We start from the raw sequence: 21,736 nt of genomic DNA, 5'->3' as shown, positions 1-21,736 counted from the left end.
GGGATGAGGCATGGGCGCAACATGCCGTTCACCGAATGCCCTGTCCGCGCCAGTCTCCGCATGCCGATCTGGACGCTGACGTTGGCCGCAAGGTATACGTGGCGCATGGGACGCTCGGCAAGAGGGTGTCGCCGGTGGGTTTCGAGGGACGGACGATGCCGGGTGCAGGGGAAGCGACAAAGCGCGGATGACGATTCACCCGGTCAAGGACATGCCAACGATCACCGTCGAGGAGACGGATGACGTCTGCCGGATCGTTCCGGCCGGCGCGTGGACGATCCACGAAAGCGGTCTGATGGAAGACCGGCTCGCCGGGCTGAAACCTCCCGCCGGTTCGCGTCTGGTGCTGGACATGTCGCAGGTCACCACGCTCGACACCGCGGGCGCCTGGCTGCTGCACCGGTTTCAGGGCGAACTGGACTACCGGGGCGGTCGCGTCCAACTCGAAAACCTCCGCCCCTCGCATCGCGTCCTTCTCGACGAGGTTGAAAAGCATTATCCCCCGCCCTGGAAGCCGCAACGGCGATCGATGTCGCTCGTCAGCATCCTGGAGACCACCGGCCGCGAGGTCGTGGAGATCGGCACCGACATTCGTGCGGTGTTTCATATTGTCGGGTCGCTGGTCAGCGTTCTTTCGGGCGTGTTCATGCGACCGCGATCCTTGCGGCTTCCCTCGGTCGCCAATCAATTCGACCGGACCTGCATCGGCGCCGTTCCGATCATCGTGATGATGAGTTTCCTGATCGGCGCGATCATTTCGCAGCAGGGCGGTTTCTACCTGCGCCAGTTCGGCGCGGAGGTCTATGTGGTGGATCTCGCGGGCGTATTGGTGCTGCGCGAACTCGGCGTCATCCTGACCGCCATCATGGTGGCGGGCCGCTCGGGCTCCGCCTTCACCGCCGAAATCGGCTCGATGAAGATGCGCGAGGAAATCGACGCGCTGCACGTCATCGGTCTCAGGGTGACCGAGGTGCTGATCCTGCCGCGGCTGCTCGCGCTCATTCTCGCGATGCCCGTGCTGACGTTTCTCTCCAACATCGCCGCGCTGTTCGGCGCGGGGCTCGTCAGCTGGTTCTATCTCGACATGGCGCCGCGCGTGTTCATCGACCTGATGCAGGTCGCGGTCACGGTCGACACGCTGATGGTCGGACTGGTGAAGGCGCCCTTCATGGCGCTGATCATCGGTCTCGTCGCCTCCGTGGAGGGGATGAAGGTCGGCGGCTCGGCGGAATCGCTCGGCAAACACACCACCTTGTCCGTGGTCAAGGCGATCTTCATGGTGATCGTCGTCGACGGCCTCTTCGCCATCTTCTTCTCCTCGATCGGGATCTGAATGTCTGACGCCCCGCCCACCGAACCCGACATGCCGCGCGACGGGGATTCCCCGCCGGCCTCGCCGCTGTCCGTCCCCAGCGACGAAGTGGTGTTGAGCGCGCGCGGGGTCACAGTCGGCTTCGGCTCCACCATCGTGCTGCAGGATCTCGATCTCGATGTATACCGCCGGGAGATCCTTGGCTTCGTCGGCGGATCCGGCACCGGCAAGTCCGTTTTGATGCGCGCGATCCTTGGATTGACGCCGCGCCGTGCCGGCGAGATCGAGGTGTTCGGTGTCAACCTCAAGACGGCCACGGACGACGCGCGTCATGCGGTGGAGCGGCGCTGGGGGGTGCTGTTTCAGCAAGGCGCGCTGTTTTCCTCGCTGACCGTGCGGCAGAACATCCAGCTTCCGATGCGCGAGCACATGCGCATGTCGGAACGGTTGATGGACGAACTGGCGCTCCTGAAGATCGAGATGGTCGGCCTGTCGCGCTCCGCCGCCGACAAGGTCCCGTCCGAGCTCTCCGGCGGCATGATCAAGCGTGCGAGCCTGGCGCGCGCGCTGGCGCTCGATCCGGACCTCGTCTTTCTCGACGAGCCGACCTCCGGGCTCGATCCCATCGGCGCGGCCGCTTTCGATGATCTGGTGCTGAAACTGAGGGAGACGCTGGGGTTGACCGTCTATATGGTGACCCACGATCTGGACAGTCTGCATTCCATTTGCGACCGCGTCGCGGTATTAGGGGAGAAACGGGTTCTGACCGCCGGCAAGATCGAGGAGCTGCAGCGTTTCGACAATGACTGGGTGCAGGAGTATTTCAACGGCGTTCGGGCGTTGCGACGCATGTGACCCGGGCGGGATCGACTGAGGATTTGAGGTAAGCATGGAAACCCGCGCGAACTATGTGGCGATCGGCGCGTTCGTATTCGTCACGATGTTCATCGGATTCGCGTTCATCTACTGGCTTGGCAGCCGGTCGGAGGGTCCGCGCGCGCTTCCCGTCAAGGTCATCTTCAACGGGGCCGTGACGGGCCTGTCGGTCGGTGGCGCGGTGAACTTCAACGGCATCAAGGTCGGCGATGTCGGCTCGCTCGGGTTCGATCCGAAAGACCCGTCGGTCGTGATCGCCACCATCCGGGTCAATCCGACCACGCCGCTGCGCGCCGACGTCAAGGCGACGCTCGGGTTCCAGACGCTGTCGGGCATCGCCTATGTCGAATTGTCCGGAGGATCGCCGACCTCGCCGCTGCTGCTCGACGCCGACGCGGAGGAGCCGCCGGTGATCCATGCCGAGCGCTCCGCCTTCGAGGATATCGTGGAGGGCGCGCGCGACATTCTCTCCCGCGCGGACACGACGCTTGCCGCCGTGGAGCGCGTCGTGGAGGACAACCGCGACGACATCAGCGACATCATCTCCAACGCGCGCGTCTTTTCCGAAGCGCTTGCCAAGAACGCCGATGGCGTCGACACTTTCATGTCGAGCGTCGCGAGCACGGGCGAGGCGCTTCAACAGCTCTCCGGCAGGCTGGAGGGCCTGGTGGACAGCGCCACCGCCGTCGTTCAGGCCGTTCCGCCCGAGAAAGTCACCGAGATCGTCGACAACACCGCTGCGATCACCTCCAAGGCCGCGGATGCGGCGGATGGGCTGACATCGGTTCTCAAGGATGCGGAAAAGGCGGCCAGCGATCTGGCGACCTTCACCGTCGGGCTGAACGAGAGCCTTTCGGAATTTGACAAGGTGATCGGTGCGGTCCGTCCCGAGGCGATCTCGGAGGTCGTCGACAATGTCGCGGCCTTCTCCAAGGTCCTCCAGGACCGGTCGGACGACATCGACCGGCTCGTCGTGTCCTCCAGCAAGACGATGGAGAATATCGAACAGGTGACCGCGATCGCGGTCGATCGCGAAGCCGACATTCGCGCTGTCATCGCCGATGCGCGCGTCATTTCCGACAAGCTGATCGGGACGGTCGAGCAGGTGAACGGCATTCTCACCGCGGTCGATCCGGCGCGGGTCGAAAGCGTTCTGGCCTCCGTCGACAATGTGGCGACAGGGCTTTCCGGGCGCACCGACACGATCACCCGCGCCATCGACCAGGCCGGGGTTGCGGTCGACAATGTCACGGAGTTCTCCGACAGCCTGAAGGGCCGGGGTCCGGACATCGATGCCATTCTGGCGGACGCCAAGACCCTTACCGCAACGCTCAATGCGACCGGAACGCGCGTGCAAAGTGTCGTTGCCAAGGTCGAGGCGATGGTCGACGCCGATGGCGAGGGGCTGATCACGGAGGCCACGAAGGCCGCCAGCGCCATTCGCAAGGTGGCCGATACGCTTGCCGAGCGCGTCGGCCCGATCACCAGCGGACTTGAAAAGTTCACCGTGCGCGGCTCCGCCGATTTCTCCGCCGCGATGGCGCAGCTCAACCGCACGCTGCTGGAGATCCAGCGCGCGGCCAGCGAGCTCAACCGCAATCCGCAGCGCGTCATCTTCGGCGGGTCGGACACGCCGACCTTCGGCGGGGCGCAGCGGCGATGAGCGGCGCACAGGAACACGTGCGGACACGCATGGCTTGCGCATGGGCGACAGACGCGGTCTCGGCCGTTACGTTGAAGCGAAGCGACGCACACGCAATGCCACGGGGGCGCAAGACACGATGAGTTTGGCAAGGATCGCGGCAGCCGTTTTCGGCCTGGCCGTACTGGTCTCGCTCGGCGGCTGTGCAGGCAACAATGCGCCGGAGGCCTATTACGGATTGACCGTTCCGGAAAGCCTCGAGGCACGGGCCCGCTCCCGCTCGGGCGCGCGCCAGGTGCTGGTGCCGCAGCCGCGCGCGCTTCAGGCGCTCGACACCGCCAATATCGCCGTCGTCGACGACGGCCCCGTCTACACCTACTTCCCCAAGGCCGCCTGGACGGACACGCTGCCCAAGGTGGTGCAGGCCAAGATCGTCCAGTCGCTGGAAAACACCCGCGGCCTGCGCGGCGTTGGCCTGCCGGGCGAGGGGCTTTTGATCGACTATCAGCTGCAGACGGACCTCAGAGCCTTCGAGCTGCGCGTCGACGGCCGCGACCGCGCGGTGGTCGAAATCATGGCGCGCCTCGTCAACGACCGCAACGGCCGCACCCGCGCCAGCCGCATCTTCCGCGCCGAGGCCCCCGCCAAGAGCACAAGCGTCCGCGACGCCGTCTCCGCCCTGAACACCGCCACCGACGCGGTGCTGCGCGAAATGTCCGCATGGGTGCTCGGGAACGTGTGAGAGGCCTTGGAACGGGTGGGAGGCGAATGAGAAGGCGCGTTGGTGCCTGGCGCAATGGCATCTGTCTACGCTCCTTACCGAAATGATAGTTTTGAAGAAAATCAATGATCGCACCGCGGACAAAGTGACCAGAGCGTCCGCCTTAGGCATGTTAAAAAGGGCGGGGAGCGGTCGTTCACCGCGATTTGAGCCAACGGCCGCGCTGTTGGACCTTCTTTTCGTTTAATCGAATGGTAATTACAACCTAAAGTGGAAATTCGTGAAAAGCGCTGCAATAATCCAGAGTTGCGCGCCGCGGAGCCAAACCTATTTGATGTTGGCCGAAATTGCCGTCATCACCGTCTGTGCAACCTCTTCCGAATTTTCAGATGTCAACACAAGCGCATCGCAGCGCTTCCTCAGAATCAAATCGTCGACCGCTTTCGCTGCGGCTCGCCTGAACATCTCGTCGTCATCACGACCGGGGCCGACTGGGATGGTTGGATCAAGCGAGGTCACAACTAACACGTCATAGTCGGCGGAATGAGCTTCGGCGATCTGCTCAAGCGCATCGAGCCTGCCGGCATCAACGCTGCGGCCGGACACCGAAAGCGCTGCCTGGAGGTAACCGAGAGCGTCAAGGGCCGGTCGGTCCACCAGAATGACGTCAGTCGACAGTGACAATTCTGCTTCCTGACGCATGCATTCCGCCATGATCCAGAGAGTGCTTTCGTATGTATGCTTGCGAAGGATCGGGAACCCCAGTTTAAGTGCTCTAGTTGCGATATCACCGACCCGTCCGACCCGCAAACCTGAGTCCTCAATCATGCTCTGCATCTTAGAGACGAAGGTTGTCTTTCCAGTCGAATGCGAGCCAGCGACGCCGATTTTGAATGGACGTTTCACAGCAATAATTCCCTCTGGATAGAATTCATGATGTCACTCTCTTCAATCGCCGATTGCCGACGGTCTTCCGGAAGGCTGGAAAGTAGATGGCAGAAGAGAAGTCCAGACAGGATGGAATCGAATAGAGCTGAGTGATGTTCTTTTCCACTCTCGCGGGCAGCAATGCTACTCAAGCTGAGATCAGTTCCTAATTTTTTAAGGCTGTATGACTCTCGGCCTGGTAGTAAGAGGCGCGCCAGTTTGAGCGTGTCTATTGCCATCGCCGGTCGCCAACCCAGAATAGCCTGCGAAATAGCGTCTAGCTCGACCTTCACGTTATGGCCAATGATCCGGCTCTCGCTCGTCCAAGTAATGATATCATCTGCTATATCTTCTATGTCAGGGGACCGCGCTACATCGTCGTTGGTGATTCCATGGATACGAGTAACCTGTGGCGTGATCGGCACTTTTGGTTTCACAAGCCATTTCATGCGACGGGATCGCACTTCGAGATCGCGTACTTCGACGATTGCGATTTCGACAATTTCCGGCGGGCTTGCGCCGTTGCCTTCGACGTCGACTGCCCAGAACGCCTTCCTGCTCAGTTCCATCCGATGTCAGCCTTTCCGTGTCGCCCAAAGTGGTGAGGCTGACTGCAGTCATGTACCTGGAAATTCAAGGAGTGCTGCATAAAGTATCGTTGTTGCTCTTGGCTTCCGCTGACCTCGATCCGCCGATCGTCACAGCTGATCCTCGCAATATTAAGTCCCGCCCTCCGAGCGAGGGCTTGAATATCAGCCATGTCCGGCACGTGATGAGCTTTCTGGCAGATCTTGAGTTGAACGGCGGGACAAATGTCGCAAATTTCTCGAATGCCGTAATGGCCGTTGTAATCCGCGACACCATGCGCATGCGCGATACCACAGGATGTTTTCCGGAAGATTGGGGCGTCACCAAATGCTGCGATGATCCGAGCTTCGACCTCCTGAGGGAGGATCTTGCGGCGTGCAACGTCTGAATAGAGATCCGGAGCACCTATACTCTGAAAATAGGCGCGGATCTCATCGCGATAGAATAGCCCAGTGAAGACGGTCGCGTCAGCAAGCTTCGATAGGTCTCTGGCCCTGATTATATGAGATTCACTATCATTCAGGCCCGCTACGATTGGCCTCCAATATAGGATCGAACGCAAGCCTCCTTTTTTTCTGGAAAGCACTCGAAGGCTTTGCTCAGAAATACTGGATGGTACTGGTTCTATTTTGTGATCCTCAATTCCGGACCAAGTGATCAGCACCGTAACTCTCAAGTTTTGGAGCCTGGCAAGGCGTTCGACGTCCTCCGGCAATACATGCCACCTCGTGATGATGAGAACAGGATTCTTCAACCCACGACGGTCGAGGTCTTCGACGCAACGGAACAGATGCTCCTTGACGATTGGCAAGAACGGATCTGTAGCTCGATTGAAGACTTGGATTGGGGTGAGATTCGCTTGAAAAGCCCAATGCCCAACTAACTGCTCGACCGCTTCATCATCCGGCATCACGAGTTGCGGCTTCTTCATTTCAAAATTGCTAAACAAGTGGCGCACGCAATAGCCGCAGTCCAGCGGGCACCCCACCACATGGTTCAGGCTCAGCCCTGACTTCCTGTAATCGACGACCTGCCGAAGTGTATCAGGGAGTTCCTCTCCGGTTGACCTGAGGCGTTTCATGCAGGTAATTCCTATCTGATAGACTGAAAATTCATAAATAAAATTCGCGCTGAAGTTGTCAGTTATTATTCGTAAAATCAAGCAATAGTGCGCGATCCGAAATTGGCCTGATGTGAGTGTTTTAGGTTTAATCGGCTCCGATCGCGGAGTCGGTACTTTAGGCAGGGCGCATTTGGTAAGAAGTTCCTAGTTCAGGTGTTCGCGACCTGAGTATTTCTGTCGCCTGTGGTAAGCACAGCGAATGCCGCTTTCCCGCCCGAAAATCGAGCTGGACGCATCGCACCGAGGGTCTTGGATGGACTCGTTTCTGACCTTCGCCGCAATCGATGCCTATGTCCACAATGGGCAGTTGGTTGTGGTCTACAGAGACCGAAACACTCAAGAAGGTGCTCCCCAGCCTCTCGGCCAGCACTCACCCCGACGCCCCCCCCCAAAAACCTCCCCCACCGACGCAAAAAAGGCGCGGCCCCTTTCGGAAGCCGCGCCTTTCGCGTTTCAGTGCGTCGTCGTTGTCGACGGATCAGTCCAGACGGCCGCTGGCGTGGGCGAGCATCGTGTAGACCTTGCCGGTGTCCGACGTGAGATAGGTCTGGCTCATGATGTTGTCGCGGTCGTTGCGCGACACCTGGGCCAGAAGCTGCTCGAAGTCGGTGAGATACCGGTCAACGGCGGCGCGGAACTCGCCGTCGCGGGCGTATTTCTGCCGGATCTCGTCGAAGGTCTGCTGACCCTGCAGCGTGTAGAGACGGCGGGTGAAGACATGCCGCTCGCCGCGCTTGTAGCGGTCCCACAGGTCGATGAAGGTCTCGTGGTCGATGGCGCGCGCAATGTCGATCGACAGCGAGTTGAGCGATTCCACCATCTGCAGCGGCGAACGGGGCGCCTCGTCGCCCTGGGCGTCGGTTTCCTCGTCCTGCGAGGCGCGGCGCAGCAGGTCGGAGACCCAGCCCTTGCCCTGCGGGGCGTTTGGCGCGGAGCCGCGCGTGTCGCCGCCCTTGTTCGGCGCCTGCGGCTCGAAGTCGCTCAGCGTCTTGCGACGCAGCTCGCCGCGCAGCTCGCCACGCTGCTGCGGGGCCTGCTGCTGGGGTGCCGGCTGCTGTGCGGCCGGCTGCGGCGGCTGCGGGGCAGGGCGCGGGGCCGGCTCGGACTGCTGGCGCGACACGGAGGCAAGCGTCGCCCCCGTTGCCCCGGCCGCGACCGTGCGGTCCCCGGCACGCGAGGTGTCGAGCGCGTTCGACTGGCGGGCGACGATCTCCGAGAGTTCGGAGAGCGCGCGCACCTGTTCGCTGACCACCTTGCGCAGGGCCGAGGTGGACTGTTCCGCCTCCTCGGGGAGGTCGAGAATGCCGCGCTTGAGCTCCGTGCGGGTCTTTTCCAGCTCGCGGTGGACGTCGCGGGCGACGTCGCGCATGCGGGTGGTCGCCTCGGTGAAGCGTTCGGAGGCTTCCGACAGCGTGCTCGACATTTCCGCGACCACGTCGTCCTGGGCTGCGCGCACCGCCTCGCGGGCCTTCTGGCCTTCGAGGCCGGCCGACATGCGCATGGACTCGAACTGCTCGGCGACGGCGGCCGTTGCGGCTTCCGCGGCCGAGGTGAGCTGACGGGTCACGTCGCGGCTCTTGCCGTCGGCCTGCTCCAGCATCTCCTCAAGCTGCTTGGAGAAGCTGCGCATCAGGCTGTCGACGGCCTCGGTCTTGGCGAGAAGCGTGTCGGCGACATCCTCGATGGCGGTCTTGCGTTCGCCGACGCGGCTTTCCACGGAGCGGTCGACCTCTTCCAGATGCTTGGCGGCATCGGTGAGCAGGCGGCCGTGCTCCTCCAGGCGACCGGCGAGGGTCGAGAGGTCGGAGAGAACCGTGTCGGAGACCTTGCGCAGCACGCCGGTCTGCTCGGTGAGCGTCTCGGTCGAGCTGGAGGTTTCCGTGACCGCCCGGTCGATGGCGGTGCGGAACTCGCCGGCGCTGCGCGACAGCGAGGTCTCGACCTTGCCGAGATTGTCGTCGGCATTGGCGAGAACGTCGCTAAGCATGGCGTTCGACTGGTTCAGGCGATCCAGCAGGCCGGTGATGTCGCTTTCCAGCTGCGACTTGGTGCGGGTGAGGATCTCCGCCGCCGAGGCGCTGCGCTCGTCGAGCCTGGAGACCAGCTCGTCGCCGGCTTCCACCAGCGCGCGGGTGGCATCGAGACCCGTGCGGGCGAAGCTGTCGGTGACGTCCTTGCCCTTGACGGTGATCGCCTCGAGGATCGCGTCGTGGACCTCCGAGACACGGCCCGTAAGGTCGTTGGCGCGCTGCTCGATGGCCGTGACAAGCGCGTTGCCGTCGGTGCTGACCAGCCCGGCAAGGGTGCCGGTGCGCTCCTCGAGCGCTGCATTGAGCGCTTCGGCGCGGGCGACGAGGTCGTCGGCGACCGCATTGCCGCGCTCCGACAGGAGGTCGGCCGCCGCGCGGACCGCATTGGCGACCTGCGAGCGCACGCCGTCGGCCTCGCCGGCGACGGTGTTGCGGATCTCCTCGATGGTGCGGGCAAGCACCATGCGGGCCTGCTCGCTTTCCGCGTTGAGCGTGCCGGAGACTTCCTGGACCGTGCGGGTGATCTCCTCGCGGGCCTTTTCGCTCTCGGTGCCGAGCGTGCCGTTCATTTCGCTCAGCGAGCCGACGAACATGGCGCGGGCCTTTTCGCTTTCCGCGGCAAGGCTGTGGGCGGCCTCGCTGATTGCGGCGAAGAGCAGGTCGCGGATCTTCTCGCTTTCGCCCGACATGGCGCCGGAGGCGTTGTTGAGGGCCTGGACGATGGCGTCCGCCGCCTTCTCGCTTTCGCTCTGCATGGCGCCGCGCGCCTCGCCGACCGAGCCGAGCACGATCTGGCGCAGGCGTGCGCCTTCGCCCTCGAGTTTGCTGGTCGCTTCGTCCAGGGTCACCTCGACGGTGTCCTTGAGCTTTCCGCTCTCACTGGACAAAGCGCTTGTGAGGCGTTCCACGGTCCCGCCGGCTTCCGTGAGGACGTCCGACAGGGTGAGGCGGGCGCGTTCGCTCTCGCTCGTCAGCGTACCGGAGATGGCCGCCAGACGGTCCGCGAGAATGCGTTCCAGCTCGGCCGAGCGGCTGTCGAGGGTCTCGGCGACCTCGAACACCTTGGAACCGAGCGACACGTTGATCTCCGCGATGCGGTCGGACAGCGTGTCGGTCAGGTCCTGGCTCTGGCGCGACAGCACCTGGCCCGCATCGGTCAGACGCTGGTCGAGCGAATTCGACATTTCGGTCTGGCCGTCGACGAAGGCTGCGGCGATCTCGCGGGTCCGGGCGATCAGGGTTTCGCTGATCTGGCGGGCGCGGGCGTCCAGCGCCTGGTCGATCCGTTCCGTTCCTGTCGACATGGTTTCGGCCAGATGCTCGGCCTTTTCCGACATGGAGACCGCGGCGAGATCGACCTTCTCGCCGATCGAGGATTCGAAGCTGACGAGGTGACGCTCGATGGTCTCTCCGATAACGGTGGAGCGATCGGACAGGTTGGTGCCGATTTCCTCGGCGCGCGCGCTGAGCTTGGCTCCCACCTCGTCGACCTTGTTCGACAACTGGATGGTGATTGCCTCGGAGCGGTTCTCCAGGACGTCGGAGAGCGCGACGGTGCGTTCCGAAAGTGTCTTTTCGAATTGCTCCGTGCGGTTTTCCAGGGTGACGGCGAGTTTGCCGATGCCGCCGTCGAGCGTCTTGTCGAAACCGTCGATGCGCTGGTCCAGCGTCTCGGCGAGCGTGGACGAGCGCAGGTCGAGCGTCGAGTTCAGCGACTCGATGCGTCCGTCGAGGGTCTCGCCAAGCTCGCGCGAGCGGGTGTCGACGGAGGCGATCAAGGCATCGCCGCGTTCGCCGATCAGGTATTCCATCTGCTCCAGATGGCCGCTCAGGCTGATCTGGAGGTTGCCCCCGCGATCGGCGAGCGTTGCGTCCAGACGGTCGCCGATGGCGGTCAGGTCGCCGGCAACGCGCTCGCCGCGCGATCCGATGAGATGGGCGAGTTCGGTGCCGGTCTCCGACAGCGTACGGGCGAAGTCGGACGTATGCGTCGACAGCGAGGTCGTGAGCGCGTCGGAGGCGTCTTCCAGCGAGACGCGGAAGGCGGTCGTCTGGCTGTCGATGATCGTCGCGATTTCCTTGCTGCGCTGCTCCAGACGCTCGTCGAGCGCCTCGCCGTTGACGGAGATGGCCTCGTGGATCTTGTCGCCGACGGAGCCCAGCCGGTCGGCCAGCTCCGTGCCGCGCACGGTGATCGTCTCCGACAGGCTGCCGGCGGTCTCGTCCAGCTTGGAAGCGATCTCGCCGCCGCGCAGCGACAGGTCGACGACGATGCTCTCGCCGGTGCCGCGCAGGATTTCCGCCACTTCCTCGGTGCGCGAGGACAGCGTCTCGACGATTTCCGCGCCCTTGACCGAAATCGTGTCGGTGACTTCCTGGCCACGCAGGGAAATGCTCTCCACGACGCGGTCGCCGGTTTCGGCGAGCGAGGTGTCGAGGCCGGTCACGCGGGTGTCGAGGGTCGACAGCAGGTCTTCCGTGCGGGTGGTGATCGTGTCGATCAGCTTGCCGCTGGTGAGCGACAGGCTGGCGGTGATCTCCTCGCCGCGCGAGGTGATGGTGTCGCCGACGCTCTGGCCGGTCGATGTCAGCGCCTCGGTGATTTCCGAGCCGCGCAGCGACAGCGTGTCGACGATGGAGGTGCCGGTGGAGGCCAGCGTCTCGTTGATCTGGTCGCCGCGCTCGGTCAGCGTGGTGAACAGCGAGGTCGAGGTCTGGTCCAGACGGTCGTTGATCTCGTTGCCGCGTGTCGTCAGCGTTTCGACGAACTCGCTCGCCGTGGAGGAGAAGCGGTCGTTGATTTCGGTGCCGCGGCTTTGCAGGGTTTCGGCGAACTCCGAGCCGGTGCGCGACATGTTCTCGACGAGGTCGTGGCCGGTGCCCGTCAGGCGTTCGACGTAGGTCTCGCCATGGGAGGCGAGGTTGTCGATCAGCTGGCCGCCGGCCGTGTTGAACGTGTCGGTGATTTCGCGCACGCGTCCGTCGACCGTGGCGGTCAGTTCGCCGACACGGCTGTCGATGGCGCCGGTCAGTCGTTCGGTGGCGCTGTCGGCAATTGTGCTGATCTTGTCGGACGTGGCGTCCAGCTGCGCCGCGAGGCTTTCATGCGCGCCGGTGATGGAATCGCGGACGCGGTCGGCGTTGGAGACCACCGCCTCGCGCTGCGTCACGAGTTCGTCGATCAGCGAGCGGATCTTGAGTTCATTGTCATTGTAGGAGCGTTCGAGCGAGGACACCTCGTTGTGGACGAGAACCTCCAGCTCGCTGGCGCGGGCAATCGCGCGTTCGATGCCGTCGCCCATGGCGGCGACCTCGCGACGGATCGCCTGGCCGACGCTGAGGATGGATTCCTTGGCGACATCTTCCGGTTCCGCGAGCCGCAGCGCGACTTCGGTCATGCCGCGCGCGACGATGCGCATTTCCTGGGCGCGGAAAATCATCAGCGCCATGGCCCAGAAGAACAGCACCGGCACGACGACCGCGACCGCGATCAGGATCAGTGAGGGCGATGCCATGATGTCGTTTGCGGAGGTGAGGGCCGCGACTTCGGCGGAGAAGGCCGAGGACGCGAGCCACCAGCCGCCGGCGATCCACAGGATGCTGAGCGCGAGAGAAAACCAGAAAGGCGCCGAGGTCGGGCGGCGCTGCAGGGCGTAGATCAGGTTGCCGATCGAGCGGCGGTCGTCGTTCGCGGCCGAGGTCGGACGTCCGCCGCCGCGTCCGCGGCGATTGCCGGAGCGCGCGGTGTCCTGCCGGACGGGCGTTGCGTCGGATTCCACGGCGGATGCGTCGGCGCTGCGCGCGCTTGCATCGCTGCCGGACGACGCGCTGGCGGCCTGCTGCTGGTCGTCATCGCCGAAATCGATCTTCAGCGCCTCCTCAACCGCCGAGAGGGCAGCTTCGGCGGGATCTTTCGCCTTCGGGGGATTTGCCATTTTCAACTCGCCTCGCGTCCGTACTCGTTACACATCGGGTGACACGGCGCATCTGGCGCCGCGAGACCTTGCACGGCACCTCGGTTCCGGCATGTCTGCCGGATTCGATTGTCGTCGGGTTTGACCGTGTTGCATTGAAGGTCGGCCTCTGACCTTGAAATGCAATTCGCCCGAACTTGCCGCATCACCAAAGCTAATGACACAATCCGCGCCGGTGAACAAGAATTTGCAGAGTCATGACAAGGGGATGGGAGGCATGGCGCAAGGGAAAAATGAGGCACCCCGCACAACGTCACGGCGTCAACCGAGGGGGAGCGGCCTGTCGAAAAAGCCGACGCGCGCGCAGCGGGCATGGCTTGTGCGCGGCCTGTCGGAGGCGGGGGGGAAATTGCCGTTGTTCGATGCGCAAGGGGGGCGGATCGCGGAAAAAACCATCCGCGCCTGTCTCGCCGCAGGATGGGCAGAGCCTTGGTTTTCCAACCCAATCAAGCCTGACTGGCTGGTGTGCCGCTTGACGGACGACGGCCGTGCGGTCGTCTCGCAAGACCCTGGCTAGGCTGCAGCGTTCCGACGCTGCTTGTGGCGCGGGCGCCAAGGCGCCGCACACCGGGGACGGGCAATTGACCTGCATGCGCGTGCGATCGTGACAATTCGTCAACGCGCGTTAACCAAAGATTCACTTTGTTGGCCGGGAGCTGTCGGGTTCTTGCGGATTTAACACGATTTTCGTCATTTTTGCCGATGCTCGAGCTTGACACCGCGCCGCAATTCGCCGGGACGCGGGCGCGGGAAAGCAGGAAAGGCAGCGGCCATGATGCAGGCAATGGCACATACCGAAGCGAAGGGGCCGGCCGACACGCGGCCCGTCGATCTGGCTCATCTGAGTCGTCACACGCTCGGCAATCGCGATCTGGAGCGAGAGGTGCTTCGGCTCTTCGCCCGACAGGCAGAGGTCGCCATGCGGCGGCTCGAGACCGCGACCGATCCGGTGGTGTTGCGCGAGAATGTTCACACCGTCAACGGATCGGCCAAGGGCGTCGGCGCGTGGAAGGTCGCCGAAGCCGCGGATACGGCCGAGCGGGCGTTGCTCGACGGCAAGACGCCGGACCTTGCCCCCTTGCGCGCCGCGGTGGAGGAAGCGGGCTTTTATATCGACGGGTTGCTCGAAAGCTGAGCCTGGACGTGCTCCGCCGGTCTTTTGGGAACGCGCAGCGCTTGACCTTTGGCGATGAACGGTTATGTCGGGTTCGAACCGACCCCTTGTCCCATGCCACCTTGAGATCGTTCGCCCATGCCAAAGATCACCTATATCACGTCCGACGGCGCCGAGACTGTCGTGGAGGCCCCCGTCGGCTCCACGGTGATGGAAAACGCCATCAAGAACATGGTTTCCGGTATCGAGGCGGAATGCGGCGGGGCATGTGCCTGCGCCACCTGCCACGTCTATGTCGATCCGGCCTGGGCGGAAAAGACCGGTTCGCCGGAGCCGATGGAGGAGGACATGCTGGACTTCGCCTATGACGTCCAGCCGACCTCGCGGCTGTCCTGCCAGATCAAGGTGAGTGATGCGCTCGACGGTCTTGTCGTGCGCGTCCCCGAACGGCAGGCCTGAGCCGGCCGCGCCGCCTGTCCTGGCGGCGCGGTTTGTTCCCCTATTCCGCCGGCGCGGGAACCGGGCGTGAAAACAGCGGTTCCACCTCGTGGCCGTCGCTCGGATCGCGGGGCACCATGCGCGCCAGCAACAGGCTGACGAATGCCATCGCCGCGCCAATGAGGAAGACGGCGGCCGGTGACACCAGCCAGATCAGACCGAAAATCACCGGGATCACCACGGCCGCGATGTGGTTGATGGTGAAGGCGACGCCCGCTGTCGGCGCGATGTCGGCCGGATCGGCGATCTTCTGGAAATAGGTCTTCATCGCGATGGCGATGGCGAAAAAGGCGTGGTCGATCACATAAAGCGTTCCGGCCAGCGTCGCGTTGGTGACGAAGGCGTAGGTGATGAAGACGCCGATCAGCCCGACGTATTCCATCGTGAGCGCGGTACGCTCGCCGACCTTGCCGATCCATGAGCCGATCTTGGGCGCCAGGAACATGTTGATCGCGCCATTGAGCAGAAACAGTCCGGCAACCTCGTGCACGTCGTAGCCGAAGCGCTCGACCATCAGGAAGCCCGCGAACACCGTGAAGATCTGCCGCCGCGCGCCGCCCATGAACGTCAGCGCGTAATAGAGCCAGTAGCGCTTGCGCAGGACCAGCGACTTGCGCTGAGGCACGCCCTCGCGAAACTGCGGGAAGGCAACGACGAGAAAGCCGACGACGACGAGCGTCAGAAGCCCGGCAAAGAGAAATACGGTCGAAAAGCTGAGCTGGAAGGTCGTCCAGGCGACAAAGATGATCCCGTAGGCGACGAGCTGGGCGAAGGCGCCCACCGCTATGATCTTGCCCATGCCGGCGGCGGCCTTGTCCTTCGGCAACCATTGCAGCGACAGCGACTGGTTCATCGTCTCGTAGTAGTGAAAGCCGACCGACATCACGAAGGTGGTCAGGTAAAAGCCCCAGGTCGTCGGGAAATAACCGGTCGCGGCAACGCCGATGCCAAGCAGTGCCAGCGAGACATAGGCCAGCGTCTGCTCGCGCAGCACCAGCAGCACATAGATGGCGGTGAAGGCGAGAAAGCCCGGGATTTCGCGGATCGATTGCTGGATGCCGATCTCGCGGCCGGTGAAGGCGAGCTCGTGCACCGCGAAATTGTTCATCAGGTTCCACCAGGCCGCAAACGACAGCTGCATGGCGGCGGCCATGATCATCAGGAGCATCAGCGGGGAGCGCCAGCCGGTGCCGGTGGGCATGCCGGACGGCGGCGGGGAGCCGGGCAGGCCCGCGCCGGCCTCGCGGGCAGCGGTGGCCGGAACCGGTGAGGGGGCGGTGGGCGAAGAACGGTTTGACATCGGTTTCATCCGGTGGAAAGAGCGGGGTACGCTGCGTCCGGGCCGCAGGCGGTGCCAGGAAAAGGCGCAGTTGTACGGCGACACGCCGTGTTGTCCCTGTCTATCGCGTCATGTCCGATGCGTGTTATCGCTATTTTGTCAATTTATGTCGATGAGACGCCGCCAATAGGGTCGCCCTGCGGGTTATCGCATGGACACGACCTCCCCACCGTGCAAGCCTCCCCTCACGCGAGCGAACGGGCGCGCGGCTTTCAACAAACAGGCAGGATGGTGCATTCGTGCAGCGAGAGATCTTCCACGTCATCATGATCAAGCCGTCGCATTACGACACGGATGGCTATCCCATCCAGTGGCTTCACTCGATGATGCCGTCCAATACGCTGGCGACGATCAATGGCCTGCTGATCGATTGCGCGGAACGCGAGGTGCTTGGACCGGGTGTGGACATCCGCGCGCAAACGATGGATGAGACCAACACCCGTATCAGGCCCGACAAGATCATTCGCCGCATCCGCCGCGACGGCGGACGCGGTCTGATCATGCTGGTGGGCGTCCAGACCAACCAGTTCCCGCGCGCCGTCGATCTCGCAAAGTCGTTTCTCGAGGCGGAGATCCCGGTCGCCATCGGCGGATTTCATGTCTCCGGCTGCAAGTCGATGCTCAAGAAACAGCCGCCGGAAATCCTTGCGGCGCGGGAGATGGGCATTTCCCTGTTCGCGGGCGAACTGGAAGAGCGTCGCATGGACGAGGTACTGCGCGACGCTTGTGCAGGGACGCTAAAGCCGGAGTACGATTATCTCTCGGCGCTGCCGTCGCTTGGCGGCGAGCCGATCCCTTTTCTCGACCGCAAAACCGTCGGCCGGACCGGTGCCAATTACACCAGTTTCGATCTCGGACGCGGGTGTCCCTACCAATGTTCCTTCTGCACGATCATCAACGTGCAGGGACGCAAGAGCCGGTTTCGCACGCCTGACGACCTCGAAGCCATCATCCGCGCCAATCTGGCGCAGGGCATCTACAAGTTCTTCGTCACCGACGACGATCTGGCGCGCAACCGCAACTGGGAATCCCTGTTCGACCGGCTGATCCATTTGCGCGATGTCGAGGGCCTGCATTTCCGGCTGACGATCCAGGTCGACATGCTCTGCCACAAGATCGACGGGTTCATCGACAAGGCCTGCCGGGCCGGCGTCGAGCGGGTTTTCATGGGGCTGGAGAACGTCAACCCGGACAACCTTCTGGAAGCCAACAAGCGACAGAACAAGATCACCGAATATCGCGCCATGATCCAGAAGTGGCGGGAGTATGGCGCGACGATCATCGCCGGCTATATCCTCGGCTTCGGGGCGGACTCGCGCGAAAGCATTCTGCGGGACATCAGGATTGTCCAGGAAGAGCTGCCGATCGATCTCCTTGAGTTCTTTGTGCTCACGCCCTTGCCCGGCTCGGCCGACCACAAGCGGATGGCAGAGGCCGGCGTCTGGATGGATCCGGACCCGAACAAATACGATGCCAGCCAGCGGGTGACCCATCACGAGACGATGTCCGATGCCGAATGGGACGGGATCTACCGCGACGCCTGGCACGCCTATTACACGCCGGAGCATATCGAACGTATCGGCCGGCGGTCTGCGGCGCAGAAGAACAAGGGCATCAATCTTAACGAAGTCGTGGAGTTCTATCTCGCCTATAAGCTTGAGGGCGTGCATCCGCTTGAAGGCGGGTTGCTGCGTCGGCGCTATCGGCGTGATCGACGCCCGGTGCTACCGCTCGAGCCGGCGCTTGTTTTCTATCCCTGGCACTGGGCGCGGTCGTTCGGGAATGTGGCGCGTCTCGCCTGGGGCGTTTGGCAGGCGAACCGCTTGCAGAAACGTATCTTCGCCGATCCCGACCGCCACGCCTACATCGATCTCGCGACCACACCGGCCGAGGAGAGCGACCACGAAACGCTTGCGCTCTATCGCGAAACCACTGGCGGACAGGGCGCGGTCAAGCGCGGGCGCGGGGCCGCAAAGGCCCGAACCGCCGTTGCGGCGCGTTCTTAGGGTGCGGACCCGTAAATAAAGTTGATATGATTTGAGGCGGACAGCGCTCCATCTTTGTCGTGACAGATTTGAAAAGACACGTATTTCCTGCGCTTGCGCTTCTTGACGAGACGCAGTCCGCCTCAAGCCACGGCAATCGCGTTCATGAGTTCGCATCCTGGTCGGCGACCTCATGAGTCCAGACACGAAAAGTCTGCAGGACGTGTGGGCCGAAGGAGTTTACGAGCGGCACGTCGGCGGCGTCACGGCCTCGTGCGATCACGATCCGGCCGATGCGCGGGCGGTTGTTGCGCGGGTCGAACGTATACCAGCCGCCGCCGAGATAGACCTCGATCCAGGCACTGAAATCCATCGGGTCGACCACCGGAACGCCGATATCACCCAGGTGTCCGTTGACGTAGCGCGCCGGAATGTTGAGGCAGCGGCAGAAGCTCAGCGCCAGATGGGCGTAGTCTCGGCAGACGCCGACGCGTTCCTCGTAGGCTTCGAAGGCGGTGCGGGTCGCCCGCGCCTTAAGGTAGTCGAAATGCAGGTGATCATGCACGAAATCGCAGATCGCTTGCACCCGGTCCCAGCCCTGCGGCAGGTGGCCGAACAGATCCCAGGCGATCTGGCTGAGGCGGTCGGTCTCGCAGTAGCGGCTTCCCGTCAGCCATGTGAGGCAGGCATCGGGCAGGTCCTGCACGGGCACCTCGCGGGCATGGCGAAAGGCTTCGTCCGGCAGGCCGCTGTCTTTCACCGTGGCGTTGCCGGACAGCGTAAGCGCGCCGGCCGGCGCAACCAGCCTGCGCGCCCGGCTTCCGAAAGGATCGCTGTAAAGCGATGTCGGCACCGAGGGAGTGGTGCTGAATGTCTCGGAGCCGCAAATGTCGTCCGCCCGCTCCTGATGAATCGAGAGCAGGCAAACGAGGGCCGTCGCCTCCTGACACACCAGCGTGATTTCGTAGCCGCAACGGATCAGCATGTGCCTTCAACCTCAGGGTGTAGCCCCGTAAACGAGGCCGACATGGCATGGAAACTGGCGAAACGCCGCGAGGAGGGGGCGAAGCGGGCCGGTTACCCGGTCAACGCGTTGACGACGCGGGGTGAGGTCCCTATCCCGTCCGTCGAATTTCACAGGACAGCGCCTCGTCTTCGTTGTGAAAGGCTTGAAAATACTTTAATTTTCGCGCTTTTCGGTTCTCGACGGGACGCAATCCGCTGCAACCCGAGGCCATCTTGTCTATGGGTCCAGATCCCAGTCACCCGCATCTGAAGTTCGTCTCATGTCCAGCTTGCTCTGAACAAACTTCAGATTCAAGAGAGTGGCTATCAAGTATATGTTTTCATTGTTGTTTTTGAATTTTAAATCCGCACTGGAGGTTGCCTTAGCAATCAGACGAATTTCACATTCACCACACTAGCGGAAATCGGAGGACACCAGCGTATAGGATGGATGGTGCGCGTTCGAATACGCCTGTCTGGCCACATCTTGTATGAAGCTGCGCTGCCTGTCGAAGGCGGACAGGCATTGGTCTTCCAGAGCCTGTGTGCTGTCACGGGAGGCCGAAACGGCGTTATCGGCCAACGCCTTGTCCGATTTCATGAGTGCCGAAAGCTCCACCAGGAAAGTGACCTCGAACACGCCGTCATGAGCGATGAACCGCACGCCCTTGCGTGCAGCATCGAAGCTGCGACTCGGATTGGGGAAACTCAGCGCCATTCGGTCAGGCCATCCCGGTCTTGCGGCGCAGCGCCCTGACAGGGGCCGTGCTGCGAGGTCGCAAGGCCGAACCGGGGTCCCCGTCGATCAGCGGTGCGGCGCGAAACCGCGCCGCCTCGTTGACCCGAAGAGAACGTTCGCGGGGCGCTATCGGGGGGCCGCTGTCGACATCATGCCGGTTGCGGGCGCTGATCACGGGTGTCGCGATCCCTTGCCATCGGCGCCGGGCAGCCGTCCGGGGCTCTTGCCGTGCTGGGGCGCGGCATTGGCGGCGCTTGCCATCTTGCCACCGAAGGTAGCGGTATCCGCTTTGGGGGCCGCTTTTTCCTTCTTCGGCTTTCTGACTTCGCGATTGCTGCGTTGCTGTCCCTTAGCCATGTCCAAATGTTCTTTCCGAAAGGGTTGCGTTGCCGTCGTCGTCGACGGAATCGACCTGCTCTAGACTGTCTTGCGTGGCGACCCGTTCGTGGCGTTCCTCTTCGTTGCGAATTCGGTACTGGGGGGAGCCGTTGACCGGCGGCAGCGTGCCGGTGATGCGGTAGGAGTTGGTCGCCGGCGCGCCGCCAATGCGTCCTTTCAACCGAACGCTTTGCCCAGTCGAAAAGATGTGCGTGTCGGCCTCGATGGCGGGCGGCCCGATGTTGCGTCTGCGGTAGGTCGCGATTGTCATGTGTCTATCCGTTCGGGTTCGGCAGCGCTGCGTTTCTGGTTGCATCGGCCCTTGAAGGATGCGCCTGTCGTCATCCGGTCGGGCAGCCGAACGTCATGCGTTCGCGCGTGCCTGCGGGTTTTCAAGGGCAAAGAGAACTGCACGTGGAAAAGGGTCCGCCAAGATGCAGGAATTTATTTGCGGATCCGAAATCGTCATCGATGATGTCTGCGCTTTTTCTTTAAAAGAAATGCGTTCGAAATCATCGAAACAAGATCACCATACAGGACAATTCGGAATTTAGTAAGGCGGAAGCAGTTTTATTTTCGTTGACTGTTTGTATGGTCTGTCCGCTGCGGCCGCCGATTCCCGAAACTGGACGTCCCGGAGCCAGGCGCTAAGCTGGCGGGTAAGGACGACGCCCAACCGCCGGCACATTCATGATCCATCCGCTGCGCCTCGAAAAGTTTCCCGAAGACCATCCCGATCCGATCATTTCCTATGTCGGCCGGGAAACGGCGGGCGCTGTCACCGTGCCGCATGCCCATGCGCGTGCGCAGCTTTTCCATATCCTGCGCGGGTCGGTGACTGTCGTCACGCAGGCCGGCACCTTCGTGGTGCCGCCGGAGCGGGCGATCTTCATTCCGCCGGACATCACCCACAACTCCACCTATCACACGGACACCGACGTCCGTTTTCTCTACATGCGGCCCGACGGTCTGCCGCCGATGCCGGATGCGCCCTTCGTCGTGCAGGTCACGCCGCTGCTGCGCGAGCTTATCCTCGCGTTCATGAGCCGCGCGCCCGACTATGCCGCGGACGATGCCACCGGGCGGCTTGCCGGTGTTTTGGTTGACCAGATCGCGACCTCCCATGTCGCGCCGTTGCATTTGCCGATGCCGGAGGACGCGCGGTTGCGCGCCGCCCTTGCGCCGCTGATAGCGGACCCGGCGGCGGAGGTGACGGCGGCCGCTCTCGCCCGGCGGGCCAATCTGTCGCTGCGCTCCTTCGAGCGGCATTTTTCCAGTCAGACGGGTCTGACCTTCCGCGCATGGCGGCGGCAGGCGAAGCTGATGAAAGCCGTCGAATGGCTTTCGCAGGGTGCCGCCGTCGGCGAAATATCCGACCAGCTCGGGTATGAGGGGCCGAGCGCGTTCATCGCAACCTTCAAGAAGGCGTTCGGGGTTACGCCGGGGCGCTATTTCGGCAATTCCTGAAAGCCCTTCCCGGCACGC

Annotated in this window: 17 protein-coding genes; 8 read left to right on the top strand and 9 right to left on the bottom strand. The window is 62.9% G+C overall.

Annotated features, from left to right (window positions below; all coding sequences use genetic code 11):
- Positions 1-187: 187 nt before the first annotated feature.
- The 4 genes from BLU32_RS12470 to BLU32_RS12455 all read left to right on the top strand — a co-directional run bounded on the left by BLU32_RS12470 (position 188) and on the right by BLU32_RS12455 (position 4,572).
- The gene (locus BLU32_RS12470) at positions 188-1,333 is read left to right on the top strand and encodes an ABC transporter permease (RefSeq protein WP_093807401.1); all 1,146 of its coding nucleotides are present in this window, start codon (positions 188-190) and stop codon (positions 1,331-1,333) included.
- Positions 1,334-1,363: 30 nt separating this feature from the next.
- Entirely contained in the window at positions 1,364-2,167 is an 804-nt protein-coding gene (locus BLU32_RS12465; RefSeq protein ID WP_093810972.1) for an ABC transporter ATP-binding protein, read from the top strand.
- Positions 2,168-2,201: 34 nt separating this feature from the next.
- On the top strand, positions 2,202-3,851 hold the full coding sequence (locus BLU32_RS12460; RefSeq protein WP_093807399.1) for an MlaD family protein: 1,650 nt from the start codon (positions 2,202-2,204) through the stop codon (positions 3,849-3,851).
- A 118-nt stretch (positions 3,852-3,969) separates the two neighbouring features.
- On the top strand, positions 3,970-4,572 hold the full coding sequence (locus BLU32_RS12455; protein WP_093810970.1) for an ABC-type transport auxiliary lipoprotein family protein: 603 nt from the start codon (positions 3,970-3,972) through the stop codon (positions 4,570-4,572).
- A gap of 306 nt (positions 4,573-4,878) precedes the next feature.
- Here the strand turns inward: BLU32_RS12455 and BLU32_RS12450 are convergent, their stop codons facing one another.
- From BLU32_RS12450 to BLU32_RS12435, 4 genes are all read right to left on the bottom strand, one after another.
- The gene (locus BLU32_RS12450; protein ID WP_197673605.1) at positions 4,879-5,457 is read right to left on the bottom strand and encodes an AAA family ATPase; all 579 of its coding nucleotides are present in this window, start codon (positions 5,455-5,457) and stop codon (positions 4,879-4,881) included.
- Entirely contained in the window at positions 5,454-6,047 is a 594-nt protein-coding gene (locus tag BLU32_RS12445; protein WP_197673604.1) for a 3'-5' exonuclease, read from the bottom strand. Before BLU32_RS12445 ends, BLU32_RS12450 begins: the two co-directional genes overlap by 4 nt.
- A complete protein-coding gene (locus BLU32_RS12440; protein WP_093807395.1) occupies positions 6,038-7,147 on the bottom strand; it encodes a radical SAM protein in 1,110 nt (369 codons plus the stop codon). The genes BLU32_RS12445 and BLU32_RS12440 overlap by 10 nt, the downstream gene beginning before the upstream one ends.
- A 520-nt stretch (positions 7,148-7,667) precedes the next feature.
- The gene (locus BLU32_RS12435) at positions 7,668-13,154 is read right to left on the bottom strand and encodes an antitoxin (RefSeq protein ID WP_093807393.1); all 5,487 of its coding nucleotides are present in this window, start codon (positions 13,152-13,154) and stop codon (positions 7,668-7,670) included.
- 823 nt (positions 13,155-13,977) lie between these two features.
- On the opposite strand from BLU32_RS12435, the gene BLU32_RS12425 reads away from it, so the two are divergent.
- Both BLU32_RS12425 and BLU32_RS12420 read left to right on the top strand, forming a co-directional pair.
- Complete coding sequence (locus tag BLU32_RS12425) at positions 13,978-14,328, top strand: Hpt domain-containing protein (RefSeq protein ID WP_157727658.1); 351 nt, start codon at positions 13,978-13,980, stop codon at positions 14,326-14,328.
- Positions 14,329-14,445: 117 nt separating this feature from the next.
- Positions 14,446-14,766 carry a 2Fe-2S iron-sulfur cluster-binding protein gene (locus BLU32_RS12420; protein ID WP_093807389.1) on the top strand — a complete coding sequence of 107 codons (321 nt, stop codon included), beginning with the start codon at positions 14,446-14,448 and terminating at the stop codon, positions 14,764-14,766.
- Between the two features lie 40 nt (positions 14,767-14,806).
- Here BLU32_RS12420 and BLU32_RS12415 read toward each other — a convergent pair whose 3' ends face one another.
- Entirely contained in the window at positions 14,807-16,105 is a 1,299-nt protein-coding gene (locus BLU32_RS12415) for an MFS transporter (protein ID WP_208976878.1), read from the bottom strand.
- 278 nt (positions 16,106-16,383) lie between these two features.
- On the opposite strand from BLU32_RS12415, the gene BLU32_RS12410 reads away from it, so the two are divergent.
- Positions 16,384-18,150, top strand: coding sequence for a radical SAM protein (locus BLU32_RS12410; RefSeq protein ID WP_244501693.1), 1,767 nt, complete (start codon positions 16,384-16,386; stop codon positions 18,148-18,150).
- A gap of 142 nt (positions 18,151-18,292) precedes the next feature.
- Here the strand turns inward: BLU32_RS12410 and BLU32_RS12405 are convergent, their stop codons facing one another.
- From BLU32_RS12405 to BLU32_RS12385, 4 genes are all read right to left on the bottom strand, one after another.
- Positions 18,293-19,114, bottom strand: a complete 822-nt coding sequence (locus tag BLU32_RS12405; RefSeq protein WP_093807385.1) for a transglutaminase family protein — start codon at positions 19,112-19,114, stop codon at positions 18,293-18,295.
- 435 nt (positions 19,115-19,549) lie between these two features.
- Entirely contained in the window at positions 19,550-19,852 is a 303-nt protein-coding gene (locus BLU32_RS12400) for a DUF1488 domain-containing protein (protein WP_093807383.1), read from the bottom strand.
- Between the two features lie 192 nt (positions 19,853-20,044).
- The gene (locus BLU32_RS12390; protein ID WP_093807379.1) at positions 20,045-20,230 is read right to left on the bottom strand and encodes a hypothetical protein; all 186 of its coding nucleotides are present in this window, start codon (positions 20,228-20,230) and stop codon (positions 20,045-20,047) included.
- Positions 20,223-20,522 (bottom strand): hypothetical protein, encoded by a 300-nt coding sequence (locus BLU32_RS12385; RefSeq protein ID WP_093807377.1) that lies wholly within the window; start codon positions 20,520-20,522, stop codon positions 20,223-20,225. The genes BLU32_RS12390 and BLU32_RS12385 overlap by 8 nt, the downstream gene beginning before the upstream one ends.
- 419 nt (positions 20,523-20,941) lie before the next feature.
- Between BLU32_RS12385 and BLU32_RS12380 the strand changes: the two genes are divergently transcribed.
- Positions 20,942-21,718, top strand: coding sequence for a helix-turn-helix transcriptional regulator (locus BLU32_RS12380; protein WP_093807375.1), 777 nt, complete (start codon positions 20,942-20,944; stop codon positions 21,716-21,718).
- The last annotated feature ends 18 nt before the right edge of the window (positions 21,719-21,736 follow it).

It is taken from the genome of Stappia sp. ES.058 (assembly GCF_900105595.1).
Classification (GTDB): domain Bacteria; phylum Pseudomonadota; class Alphaproteobacteria; order Rhizobiales; family Stappiaceae; genus Stappia.
This window is presented reverse-complemented; position numbering and strand designations above follow the sequence as displayed.